Origin of the sequence: Anaeromyxobacter sp. PSR-1 (genome assembly GCF_000964525.1) — a bacterium.
In the GTDB taxonomy this organism is placed as follows: domain Bacteria; phylum Myxococcota; class Myxococcia; order Myxococcales; family Anaeromyxobacteraceae; genus Anaeromyxobacter.
Window position 1 is genome coordinate 1 of sequence record NZ_BAZG01000144.1, and the last position, 11065, is coordinate 11065.

The following is an 11065-nucleotide window of genomic DNA, read 5'->3' on the forward strand; positions in this document are numbered from 1 at the left end:
CGCCCTGGGCGCGCGCGGTGGGCCGGCCGGACAGCGCCGCCGCCGCCGCGCGGGCCACGCCGCGGTCCGGATCGCCGAGCGCGACCGAGAGCGCCGCCTCGGCGCGCTCGCCCGGCGCGAAGCCGAGCAGGAGCGCCGCGCGGCGCCGGACGATGGGGCTCGGATCCGAGAGCGCGCCGGCGAGCCGCGGCTCCGCGTCGCCGGCGGCGACGGCGTTCAGCGCCTCCAGCGCCGCCACGCGCACGGCCGGGCGCGCGTCCTCGAGCGCCCGCTGCGCCAGCGGCGCCGCGAACGGCTCCTTGAAGCGGGCCAGCGCGCCGAGCAGCGCCGCCTTCACCTCGCCGTCCTCCTCGCGCCCGAGCGCGGCGGCGAGCAGCGGCGCGGCCGCCTTCGAGCCGAGCGCCTCCAGCGTGCGGACGGCGCGCTGGCGGGTGCGCGCGTCGGGGGCGCGCAGGTCGTCCATGGACCGCTCGTAGAGCACGCGGTCGGCGCGGGTGGCGAGCAGCTCCTTCATCCGGTCGGTGTCGCGCCCGGAGAGCCCCACCCGCCCCTCGGCCTCGAACCGGCCGGCGAGCTGCGCCACCGCCTCGGCGCCCTCGCGGGCCTTCGGCACGTGCACGGTGCCGCCGGCGTCCACCCGGACGCCGCCCGCCTCGGCCGCGGCCTTCCACGCCCGCAGCGTCTCGATCTCGGCGCGCAGCTCGGCGATGAAACCGGCGAGGTCCGCCCCGCCCTCGTCCGGGCCGGGGGCGCCGTCCGCGCCGGGCGCGCCGCCGATGCGGGCGCGCTCCACCAGGCCGGACAGGAGCCGCTCCCGCTCGCCCTCCAGCAGCCGCACCCGCTCGACGAGGTCGTCCGCCTGCGCCTGCGCGTCGGCCCGCGCGCCGCGCTCGGCCGAGGCGGCCTGCTCCAGCTCCACCTCGCGCCGGTGCGCCTTGGCCGCGTCGGCGCGCGCCCGCTCGGCGATGGTGCGCGCCGCCGCGAGCTCGGATTCGAGCTGGGACACGCGGCACTCGAAGAAGACGATCTTCTCGAGCGCGCTCCTGAGGAGCCCCTCCGGATCGATCGCCGCCGCCACTCCGTTGACCTTCGCCCCGTCCGCCATTCACCCGCCCTCGGGCCAACGCGCCGCCCGCCGCCGCGCGCCCGCGAGATCCCGCCTGATCCCGGGATCTTGCGTCGATATCGCAGCATACGGGTTCGGGATCCCGATGGCAAACAACTTGACGGGCGGCCCGGGCCGGTGATCCCGGCCCGGACCGGGCGTCCTGGCCCGGCGCTCACGCGCTCAGGCGTGTTCACCCGGCGTGACGTCCTCCAGCCCGTGCGCGCCCGCCCCGCGCTCGGAGCGCCAGAGCAGGAACGAGAACACGAAGCCCGCGCTGGAGAGCACCGCCAGCATCAGCACCACCGGCACCCAGCCGCCCGGCGCGGCGGCGCTGGCGTGCCCCACGTCCTTCACCTTGCCCATGCCCCAGCTCATCGCCGCCCAGCCCACCTGCTGGCAGAACGTCATGAGCGCGTAGGCGGAGCCGAGCCGCGCCCCGGGCACGAGGTAGGTGACCGCCGGCCAGAGCACGGCCGGCACGAGCGCGAAGGCGAGCCCCATCATCGCCATGGCGAGCACCAGCTCGAGCGGCGTGCCCGCCGCCAGCACCGTCCCGAGCAGCGGGAGCTTCACCTCGGGCAGCACCACGCCGGTGTGCCACCAGAGCATGAGCAGGAACGGCGGCACGAGCAGCGCCGACCCCGCCGCCATCATCAGGGCGCGCTTGCCGAACCTGTCCGCGAGGAGCCCGAACAGCGGCATGCCGATCATCGAGAGCAGCGGCAGCACGCTCTTCAGGCTGCCGGCGGCCTCGTTGGAGAGGCCGCGGTAGTCGATGAAGAACAGGTTCGCGAAGGTGCGGAACGGGAAGATGGTCGCGTAGAACGCGACGCAGAGGCCGACCACCCACCAGTAGGCGCGATCGAACCGGACCAGGTCGCCGAGCACCAGCTTGTCGGTCGAGACCGTGCCCTTCACCCCGTAGCGGCGCGCCGCGTTCGCCTCGAGCCCGGCGTAGACCACCGCGAACACGAACCAGGCCACGCCCAGCACGCCGGCGAGCAGGAGCGGCGCCTGCCAGCCGCGCTCGAACAGGCCGCCGGCGAAGTTCGGCGACTGGTCGGCGGCGAGCGAGCCGAAGCGCGCGATGAGGAGCTGGACCGCGAGCGCGAAGGAGATCTCCTTCCCCTTGAACCAGCGCCCCACCACCGTGGTCGCGGCCACGATGAACAGCTCCGAGCCGACGCCGAGCACGAACCGGCCCGCCGCCATGCCCAGCGCCGGCGTGCCCGGGGTGAGCACCGGGCCGAACGCGATGAGCAGCGTGCCGGCCGCGCCGATCGCGCCGAACAGCACCGACGAGCGCGCCGTGCCGAGCCGGTCGATGAGCACGCCGCCGGCGAGGAGCGTGAGCAGCGCCGCGACGTTGTAGGCGGTGTCGAGCAGGCCGACCTGCTCGCCGGTGAACCCGAACGCCTTCTCGAGCAGCGGGGTGACCGGGTAGAGCGCGTCGAAGACGTAGTAGTTGCCGAACATCGCCACGCTGCAGGCGAGCAGCACCAGCCAACGGTAGCCGGCCGGCTGCGGGCGCGGCGAGGGGGCGGCCTCGGTCATGGCCGCGCACATTACCCGAGAGCGCCGCGGAGGTGCGGGCCGAGATCAGGGCTGCGGGGGTGGCCCCGCCGGGAAGGACTCGCCGCGGCTCCGCACGTAGTCCCGCTCGTCCTCGGCGGGCAGCGGCTGCGGCTCGGGGACGCCCGGCGGCGGCGCGGCGGAGGCGGCGCGCCCGGCGGCCAGCTCCGCGAACAGGTCGCGGGCCTCGGACGGCGTGGCGGCGGCGGGGAACGCGCGCGGGGTGGGGACGCGCCAGATGTCCGGGATCTCCCCCTCCGCCAGCTGGAGCAGCGCCGCCTCGCTGCGGGCCACCACCAGCGCGCCGTCGCGCTCGCCGCGCACCTCGTCGTAGCGGAGCACCTGCTCCTGCCGGAACAGGATGGGGAAGCCCTTCACCACGCGGAAACCCCACTCGTAGAGCGCGTCCACGCGACCCAGCGGCCGGCCGTCGAGATCGCGGACCGCCTGGCCGAGCCGCACGCCGTTGCGTTCATCGGTCATGGCGCCCGAACGGTAACCCCTGGCCCCCCGCCCGGCACGGCCGCGGCGGGGCGGGACTCGCCCGGGGGGCTCACGCCCGCCCACCGGCCGACCGGCCGCGGGACCCCGGCGCGCTACCCGCCGCGCTTCACCCGCGCCGCCCGCACCTTCACCACGCGGCGCGGGTCGGCCTCGGCCACGGTGAACACCCAGCCCTTCCAGAAGAACCGGTCGCCGCGCGCCGGGATCGCGCCCGCGAGCGAGGAGACGAAGCCGGCCATGGTCTCGAAGCCCTGGTCCTCGGGGACGGCGGCCTGCGCGGCGCGGTTGAACTCCGCCACCGGCGCGCCGCCCTGCACCGTGAACGTGCCGTCGGCGTGCTGCTCCACCTCGCGCCCCTCGTCCTCCTCGAACTCGTCCTGGATGTCGCCGACGATCTGCTCGAGCACGTCCTCGATGGTGCAGATGCCCATCACGCCGCCGAACTCGTCCACCACGAACGCCATGTGCAGGTGGCGGCGCTGCATCTCGCGCAGGAGCTGCTCGACCGGCTTCGACCACGGGACGAAGTGCGCCGGGCGCAGGATGTCCGCGAGCACGATGAGCTCGGGGTGCGCGAGCAGCGGGACGAGGTCGCGCGCGTGGAGCACGCCGGCGATCTGGTCGAGGCTCTCGCGGTACACCGGCATGCGCGAGTGGCCCTCCTCGGCGAGGGTGCGGATGATCTCCGGCACCGGCGTGCCGATCTCCACCGCCACCACGTCGGTGCGCGGGACCATCACGTCGCGCGCGACCTTCTCGCGGAACTCGAAGACGTTGTGGATGAGCTCGCGGGTGCCCTCCGAGCCGGCGCCGGCGCGCCCGGCGTACTCGGCGAGCGCGCGCTCCATCTCGTCGAGCGGCGGAGGCGGGAGCGAGAAGCGGGCGCGGCGCCCGGCGGTCCAGGCCACCACGCGGGCGAGCGGCCGGAGCAGCTCGCTCAGGCCGCGGAACGGCAGCGAGAGCGAGAGCGCGACCCCCTCGCCGTGCGAGGCCCCGAGGCCCCGCGCCGCGGCGGAGAGCGGCAACGAGAGCAGGCCCGCGACCAGCGCGGCCACGAGGCGCGCCGGCCAGGGCGGCAGCCCGGGGACGAGCGCGGGGCCGCCGGCGCCGGCCAGCACGCCCGCGAGCAGCGTGCCGAGCGTGGCGGCGGCGCGGAGCGTGAACGCGGTGGCCTCCGCGTCCCCGGCCAGCGCGCCGAGGGCCCGGGCGCGCGCGCCCGCGTCGGGCGCCCGGGCGAGCGCCTGCGCCCGCGGCACGCCCACCGCCACCAGCGCCGCCTCCAGCGCGGCGGCGACCGCCCGCAGCGCCAGGAGCGCCGCGATCCCCGCGACCAGCCACGAGATCTCCGCTGCCGAAGCTCCCTCCATCGACCCCGTACCCTAGCAAAACCCGGGTGAGGCGCACGGGGCGGATTCTGCTATAAACCCGCGCATGGCGAAGAAGGCGCGCGTGTACGTCACGCTCAAGCGCGGGGTGCTGGACCCGCAGGGGTCGGCGGTGAACCGCGCCCTGCACGCGATGGGCTACGGCGAGGTCTCGGACGTCCGGCTGGGCAAGTTCATCGAGGTCGCCCTCGACGAGAAGCTGCCCGAGGCCGAGGCGCGGAAGCGGCTCGAGGAGATGTGCCGCAAGCTGCTCGCCAACACCGTCATCGAGGACTTCCGGATCGAGCTCTAGCTCGGACGGCACCGCACCATGCGCGTCGGCATCCTCACCTTCCCCGGCTCCAACTGCGACCACGACTGCTACCACGTGGTGAAGCACGTCATGGGCGCCGAGGCCCAGTACGTCTGGCACAAGGACCGCCTGCCCGAGAAGCTCGACGCGGTGGTGGTGCCGGGCGGCTTCAGCTACGGCGACTACCTCCGCTGCGGCGCGCTGGCCCGCTTCTCGCCGGTCATCGCCGACCTCGTCACGTTCGCGGAGCGGGGCGGCCCGGTGCTCGGCATCTGCAACGGGTTCCAGATCCTGTGCGAGGCCGGGCTGCTGCCCGGCGTGCTCATGCGGAACGCGTCGCTGAAGTACATCTGCAAGGACGTCACCATCCGCGTCGAGGGGCAGGAGACGCCGGTGACGCGCGGCCTGGTCGGCCAGTCGCTGACCATGCCCATCGCGCACGCCGAGGGGAACTACTTCGCCGACCCGGAGACGCTCGACCGGCTCGAGGGCGAGGGGCGCGTCGTGTTCCGCTACGTGGGCGGCGCGCCGAACGGCTCGGCGCGCGACATCGCCGGCATCTCCGGCGGCCCGTCGCGCAACGTGGTCGGCCTCATGCCGCACCCCGATCGCGCCAGCGAGTCGATCCTCGGCCTCGAGGACGGCAAGCGCATGTTCGCGGCGCTGCTCGGCTGATCGGGCGGCGCCGCCCGCTCCCGGGGGGCCGAGGACGGACGTTGCCACAGGTCGATCTCACCGGGCCCGCGGGCCGGCTGGAAGCGCTGCTGGAGGAGGTGCCCGGCGCGCGGTTCGCCGCGCTGGTGTGCCACCCGCACCCGCGCTTCGGCGGCACGATGCACAACCACGCCACCTACCGGCTGGCGCGGGCGGTGCGCGCGCAGGGCGGCCACGCGCTCCGCTTCAACTACCGCGGCGTGGGCCTGAGCGCGGGCGCCTACGACCGCGGCCTCGGCGAGGTGGAGGACACGCGCGCCGCGCTCGGCTGGCTCGCCGCGCGCCACCCGGACCTGCCGCTCCTGTGCTGCGGGTTCTCCTTCGGCTCGTGGATGACGATCCTGGCGGGCGGCCCGGAGCCGCGCGTGCGCGGGCTCCTGCTCGCGGGCCTCGCGCTCCGCTCGGCCGACCTCGACCTCGTGCGCGACGCCGCCGACGCGCGCGCGGTGGAGCAGCCGGCCGCGGTGGTCCAGGCGGAGCGGGACGCGTTCGGCCTGCCGGACGACGTGCGCGCGGTGCTGGAGGGGTCGCGCGGGCCGCGGCGGCTCGCGGTGGTGCCCGGGACGACGCACCTCTTCACCGAGGACCTCCCCGCGCTCCAGCGCGAGGCGGAGGCGGCGCTCGGCTGGCTCCTCGAGGAGGCGCGGATCCCGTGAGGCTCGACGCCCGGCGGACCGGCGAGGCGATCGCGGCGGCGCGAGGGGAGCTGGCGCGCATCTGGCGGTCGGCCCGCGCCACGGCGTGGGACGGCCGGCGTCCGCCCGCGGCCGCGCTGGACGGCGTGGTGGAGGCGTTCGTGGGCGCCGTGGGCGAGGCGCTCGCGCGCGGCGCGCCACCGGAGGAGGCCTGGGCGCGGACCACCGGCCTGGTGCGGCTGCAGGCGGGCCCGGACGGCGGCGCGCTGGACACGGAGTGGCGCCTGCTCGGCGAGGTGCTCTCCTCGGCCTGCGAGACGCTGGAGGCGGACGCGGACGCGACCAACCGCGTGGCGCAGGCGGTGGACGCGGGGCGGAGAGGGATCGAGGCGCTGCGCGCGGGCGGGCGCCTGCCGGGCGTCGCGGTGGCGTGGCGGAGGTAGGCGAGGGCTACGCGTTCTGCGCCGCCGGCGGCGACGCCGACTGGGCGTGCCGGCGGACGGCCGACAGCAGCATCTCGAGGTCGAACGGCTTCTGGATGTAGCCGTCGGCGTCGATGGCGCCCTCGCGGCCCATGGCCGAGAGGATCACCACCGGGATCGCGCTGATGTCCGGATCGCCCTTCTGCGCGGCCCGGAACTCCCAGCCGTTCATCACCGGCATCATGAGGTCGAGCAGGACCAGCTGCGGGTGGAACGCCCGGATCTGGGCGAGCGCCTCCTCGCCGTCGCCCGCCGCGACCACCTGGTGGCCCTCCTCGGCGAGCACCTCGGCGACCGCCTGGCGGATGTCCGACTCGTCGTCGACGATGAGCACGCGCGCCACGACTACAGGAATATCCATGCCCCGCTCGGCCTGCAAATTCGCACCCTCGGCATGGCGGGGGTCCCTGGGCCCGGGGACGGCCTGCGGGGCGGGTCGACCCGCACGCCGCGCTCAGGTGCCGGCGAGCTGGACGCCCTCGAACACCAGCGTCGGGGTCCGCATGGCGGAGTAGCGGTAGGGGTCGTCCCCCACCGCCACCAGCCGCTTCCAGAGCTCGAGGTGGTTGCCGGAGACGTTCATCTCCCCCACCGGCTCCGCCAGCGCACCGGCGCGCACCCGGAAGCCGCGCACCCCGAGCGAGAAGTCGCCCGTGGTCCCGTTCGAGTTGCCACCCAGGAACCCCGTGACGAGGACGCCTTCGCCCATCTCGGCGAGCAGGGCCGCCTGCGAGCGCTCGCCGAGCTTCCAGGCGAGGTTCGAGGAGCGGCCGGTGGTGGGCGGCAGGCCGAGCTTCCGGCCGTAGTAGGTGTCCACGTAGAGGCTGCGGAGCACGCCGCGCTCGAACACCGGGAACGGCCGCGCCGCGAGCCCCTCGCCGTCGTACAGGCGCGAGCCGAGGCCGCGGCGGACGTGCGGCTCGTCGCGCACGTCGAGGAGCGGGCTGCCCACCTCGGCGCCGACCTTGCCCTCGAGGTACGAGCGCTTCTGCTGGATGGAGGAGGCCGAGAGCGGCCCGAACAGCGAGCCGACCAGCCGGCCGGAGGCGCGGTTGTCCACCGCGAGCGCGGTCACCGCCGACTCGCCCTTGCGCGTGCCGATGCGGGCGACCGCCCGCTCGCCCGCCCGCCGGCCGATGACCTCGGGCGACTCCACGTCGGCGCGGTGGCGGGCGCCCGACGACGCGTACTCCTCGGGGCGCCGGCCGTCGGGGTCCTTCACCGTGACCTCGGCGCCGATCCAGAAGTCGGTGCCGCGCCGCCGGCCCTCGAAGCCGTTGGTGTGGACGAGCGCGCTCTCGCTGAGCGAGTCGGAGACGCTGGTGGACACCGACAGGATCGCGTGCGCGCCGGGCACCGCGCGCGCGGCCACCTCGATGGCCTCGGCCTGGCGGCGCCGCTCCGCCGCGTCGAGCGCGCCGTGGTGCGGGTCCTCCAGCTCGAGGTCGATGGCCGCCTGGCCCTGGTACAGCTCCGGATCCGGGAGCCGGCGGTACGGGTCGGGCGCGAGCGTGCGCGCGAGCACCACCGAGTCGGACACGAACCGCTCCAGCGCCTCGGGGCGCAGGTCGCTCGTGCCCACCGAGACGTAGCGGCCGTCCACGTAGAGGTCGAGGCCGAGCCCGCGCGTGGTCGCCTCGCTCACCTTCTCGAGCCGGCCGTCGCGCCACGCCACCTCGACGTGCCGCGCGCGGTACGCGCCCACCGCGGCCTCGTCCGCGCCCCGCTGCCGCGCCAGCGCGGCGGCCTCGCGCGCGATCTCGAGCAGGTCCTTCACGAGCCCCTCCCGCCGACCGTCATCGAGGCGACGCGCACCGTGGGCAGGCCCTGCGAGACCGGCACGCTCTGCCCGTCCTTGCCGCAGGTCCAGCCGCCCTCGTCGATGGCGAGGTCGTCGGAGACCATGTCCACCTGCTCGAGCGCCTTCGGGCCGTTGCCGATGATGTTCACGTCCTTCACCGGGCGGGTGAGCTTCCCGTCCTCGATGAGCCAGCCGTTCTTCACGTAGAAGGTGAAGTCGCCGGCGCCGATGTTGACCTGGCCGTTGGAGAAGTTCACGCAGTAGATGCCCTTCTTCACCGACTGGATGATCTCCTCGGTCCGGTGCGGGCCGGGGAGCATGTACGTGGAGCGCATGCGCGGGAGCGGCGGGTAGCGGTAGCTCTCGCGGCGGCCGTTGCCGGTGGGGGCGACGCCGTAGTGGCGCGCCGAGATCGAGTCGTGGAGGTAGGTGGCGAGGACGCCGTTCTCCACCAGGTGCGTGGTGCCGGCCGCGTTCCCCTCGTCGTCCACGTTGATGGCGCCGCGCGCGCCCGGGTTGGCGGCGTCGTCCACGATGTTCACGAACGGCTTCGCGATGGGCTTGCCGATCTTGTCGGCGTAGATGGACACGCCCTTGCGGTTGAAGTCGGCCTCCATGCCGTGGCCGATGGCCTCGTGGAGCAGGATGCCGGAGGAGCCGGCCGCGAGCACGACCGGCATCTCGCCCGCCGGCGGCGCGCCCGCCTCGAACAGCACCGAGGTGCGGTCCACCGCCTCGCGCACCACGCGGTCGAGCCGCTCGGGCGTGTAGAACTCGAAGCCCGCGCGGCCGGCCACGTTGTAGCCGCTCTGCTCGCGCCGCCCGTTCTCCTCGGCGAGCACCGAGAGGTAGAGCAGCGTCATGGGCTGGCGGTCCTCGACCACCCGGCCCGACGAGTCGGCGAGCAGCACCGCGCCGTCCTCGTCGCGGAGGAACACGTTCACCTTCTTGACGCGCGGGTCGGCCGCGAAGGCGCGCTCGTTCAGCCCGGCGACGAGCGGCAGCTTCTCCTCGGGCCGCACCTCGCTCCACGGGCGGACGAGCGGGTAGCGGTCGGGCAGGCCGCCCTGGACGTGCAGGCGCTGCGGGCCGGGGCGCGAGGGGCCGTCGGCGATGGCCGCGGCGGTGCGGGCGCACTCGACCAGCGCCGGCAGCGAGAGGTCCTCGGTGTAGCCGTAGCCGGTCTGGTCGCCCTTCACCACGCGTACGCCCACCCCCAGCTCGACGCTGGCGTAGGCGCGGTTCACCGCCCCGTCCTCGACGCCGAGGTCCGAGGACACCCGGTGCTGAAAGAAGACGTCGGCGTGGTCGCCGCCGCGCGAGAGCGCCGCCGAGAGCGTCTCGGCGATCATCCGCTCGGTCACGCCGAAGCGCGCGAAGTAGCCGATCCCCTCGCGCGGGCCGGCCGGGGCCCCCTGTCCGTACTCGCTCATCCGATCCCTTGCTCCGCCGCCTGGGCGGGTCCGAGTGGATAGGTGTAACGCGGATCCGGCCGGGGCGCCCTGCCCGCGTGGCCGCCGCGCCGTCCCTCGGCCGCGCCGCCCGGGGCGGCCGCGGGCGGGAAGCGGACGGGCGCGCACCGGAGTGCTAATGCTTCGGGAATGCCCGTCGCCAACCTGAACGGAACCGAGATCCACTGGCGCGACGCCGGAAGCGGCTCGAGCGCCGTCGTCCTCCTCCACGCCTTCCCGCTCCACTCCGGGATGTGGACGCGGCAGGTCGCCGCGCTCGAGCGCAAGCACCGGGTGATCGCGCTCGACTACCGCGGCCTCGGCAAGAGCGGCACGCCGCCCGAGGCGTCCACGCTCGACCTGCTCGCCGGCGACGTGCGGGCGCTGCTCGCGCACCTGCGCGTCGGGCGCGCGGCGGTGGCGGGGCTGTCGATGGGCGGCTACCTCGCGTTCGAGCTGTACCGCCAGGCGCCCGGCCTGTTCCGCGGGATCGCGCTCTGCGACACCAAGGCCGGCGCGGACGACGAGGCCGGCAAGGCGAACCGCGAGAAGTTCGCGCGCACCGCCCTGGAGAAGGGGCTGGGCTGGGTGGCGGACGAGATGGTGCCGAAGCTGCTCCGGCCGGGCGCGGACGCGGCGGTCGTGAAGGAGGTCCGGCACCTCATCCTCGACGGCACGCCCGCGGGCGTCGCCGCCGCGCAGCGCGGGATGGCGAAGCGCCAGGACTCGATCCCCACGCTCGCGACCATCGCCTGCCCGGCGCTCGTCATCGTGGGCGCCGAGGACGGCATGACCCCGCCCGCCGAGGCGAGGAAGATCGCCGACGGCGTGAAGGGCGCGAAGCTCGTCACCATCCCGGACGCGGGCCACCTCGCGAACGTCGAGAACCCCGCGGCGTTCGACGCCGCGCTGACCGCGTTCGTGGACGGGCTGCCGGCGTAGCGGCCTCCGCTCATCCTTCGACAGGCTCAGGATGAGCGGGGTTCGGAGCCGCGGCGCAGGCTCCCTCGACTCCGCGCGGCCGTGCGGCCGCGCTACGCTCGGGATGACCCTTCGACTCCGGCGGGCCTTAGGGCCCGCCTACGCTCAGGGTGAGCGGCCTGCATCCGGCGGAATGAGCG

General features: G+C 75.2%; 12 protein-coding genes. 5 read left to right on the forward strand and 7 right to left on the reverse strand.

The window, feature by feature from the left end:
- From PSR1_RS17375 to PSR1_RS17390, 4 genes are all read right to left on the reverse strand, one after another.
- On the reverse strand, positions 1 to 1078 hold a 1078-nt coding region (locus PSR1_RS17375; protein ID WP_237758103.1), incomplete at its 3' end, for a HEAT repeat domain-containing protein.
- 210 nt (positions 1079 to 1288) lie between these two features.
- Positions 1289 to 2662 (reverse strand): MFS transporter, encoded by a 1374-nt coding sequence (locus PSR1_RS17380; RefSeq protein WP_237758105.1) that lies wholly within the window; start codon positions 2660 to 2662, stop codon positions 1289 to 1291.
- 45 nt (positions 2663 to 2707) lie between these two features.
- A complete protein-coding gene (locus tag PSR1_RS17385) occupies positions 2708 to 3163 on the reverse strand; it encodes a hypothetical protein (RefSeq protein WP_059438715.1) in 456 nt (151 codons plus the stop codon).
- Positions 3164 to 3276: 113 nt separating this feature from the next.
- Entirely contained in the window at positions 3277 to 4551 is a 1275-nt protein-coding gene (locus tag PSR1_RS17390) for a hemolysin family protein (protein WP_059438716.1), read from the reverse strand.
- A gap of 64 nt (positions 4552 to 4615) precedes the next feature.
- Between PSR1_RS17390 and purS the strand changes: the two genes are divergently transcribed.
- From purS to PSR1_RS17410, 4 genes are read left to right on the forward strand one after another with little or no spacing between them, the layout of a single operon-like run.
- Complete coding sequence (purS, locus tag PSR1_RS17395; protein WP_012527872.1) at positions 4616 to 4861, forward strand: phosphoribosylformylglycinamidine synthase subunit PurS; 246 nt, start codon at positions 4616 to 4618, stop codon at positions 4859 to 4861.
- Positions 4862 to 4879: 18 nt separating this feature from the next.
- Complete coding sequence (gene purQ, locus PSR1_RS17400; protein ID WP_059438717.1) at positions 4880 to 5536, forward strand: phosphoribosylformylglycinamidine synthase subunit PurQ; 657 nt, start codon at positions 4880 to 4882, stop codon at positions 5534 to 5536.
- A 41-nt stretch (positions 5537 to 5577) separates the two neighbouring features.
- Entirely contained in the window at positions 5578 to 6231 is a 654-nt protein-coding gene (locus PSR1_RS17405) for an alpha/beta hydrolase (protein ID WP_059438718.1), read from the forward strand.
- Positions 6228 to 6653 carry a hypothetical protein gene (locus PSR1_RS17410; RefSeq protein WP_059438719.1) on the forward strand — a complete coding sequence of 142 codons (426 nt, stop codon included), beginning with the start codon at positions 6228 to 6230 and terminating at the stop codon, positions 6651 to 6653. Before PSR1_RS17405 ends, PSR1_RS17410 begins: the two co-directional genes overlap by 4 nt.
- A 7-nt stretch (positions 6654 to 6660) precedes the next feature.
- On the opposite strand, the gene PSR1_RS17415 is transcribed toward PSR1_RS17410, so the two are convergent.
- The 3 genes from PSR1_RS17415 to PSR1_RS17425 form a co-directional block, all read right to left on the reverse strand.
- Positions 6661 to 7035: a response regulator transcription factor gene (locus PSR1_RS17415; RefSeq protein WP_059438720.1), complete on the reverse strand. Its 375-nt coding sequence runs from the start codon at positions 7033 to 7035 to the stop codon at positions 6661 to 6663.
- 111 nt (positions 7036 to 7146) lie between these two features.
- On the reverse strand, positions 7147 to 8469 hold the full coding sequence (locus PSR1_RS17420) for a TldD/PmbA family protein (protein WP_059438721.1): 1323 nt from the start codon (positions 8467 to 8469) through the stop codon (positions 7147 to 7149).
- A complete protein-coding gene (locus PSR1_RS17425) occupies positions 8466 to 9926 on the reverse strand; it encodes a TldD/PmbA family protein (protein WP_059438722.1) in 1461 nt (486 codons plus the stop codon). The genes PSR1_RS17420 and PSR1_RS17425 overlap by 4 nt, the downstream gene beginning before the upstream one ends.
- 168 nt (positions 9927 to 10094) lie before the next feature.
- Here PSR1_RS17425 and PSR1_RS17430 point away from each other — a divergent pair, with 168 nt between their 5' ends.
- Entirely contained in the window at positions 10095 to 10886 is a 792-nt protein-coding gene (locus PSR1_RS17430) for an alpha/beta fold hydrolase (protein ID WP_059438723.1), read from the forward strand.
- Positions 10887 to 11065: the final 179 nt, after the last annotated feature.

What these genes read in the sequence shown, in the direction of transcription:
- PSR1_RS17430 (WP_059438723.1), top strand. Translation starts at nt 10,095, where the DNA reads ATGCCCGTCGCCAACCTGAACGGAACCGAGATCCACTGGCGCGACGCC.
- purQ (WP_059438717.1), top strand. Translation starts at nt 4,880, where the DNA reads ATGCGCGTCGGCATCCTCACCTTCCCCGGCTCCAACTGCGACCACGAC.
- PSR1_RS17390 (WP_059438716.1), bottom strand. Translation starts at nt 4,551, where the DNA reads ATGGAGGGAGCTTCGGCAGCGGAGATCTCGTGGCTGGTCGCGGGGATC.
- PSR1_RS17425 (WP_059438722.1), bottom strand. Translation starts at nt 9,926, where the DNA reads ATGAGCGAGTACGGACAGGGGGCCCCGGCCGGCCCGCGCGAGGGGATC.
- PSR1_RS17385 (WP_059438715.1), bottom strand. Translation starts at nt 3,163, where the DNA reads ATGACCGATGAACGCAACGGCGTGCGGCTCGGCCAGGCGGTCCGCGAT.
- purS (WP_012527872.1), top strand. Translation starts at nt 4,616, where the DNA reads ATGGCGAAGAAGGCGCGCGTGTACGTCACGCTCAAGCGCGGGGTGCTG.
- PSR1_RS17380 (WP_237758105.1), bottom strand. Translation starts at nt 2,662, where the DNA reads ATGACCGAGGCCGCCCCCTCGCCGCGCCCGCAGCCGGCCGGCTACCGT.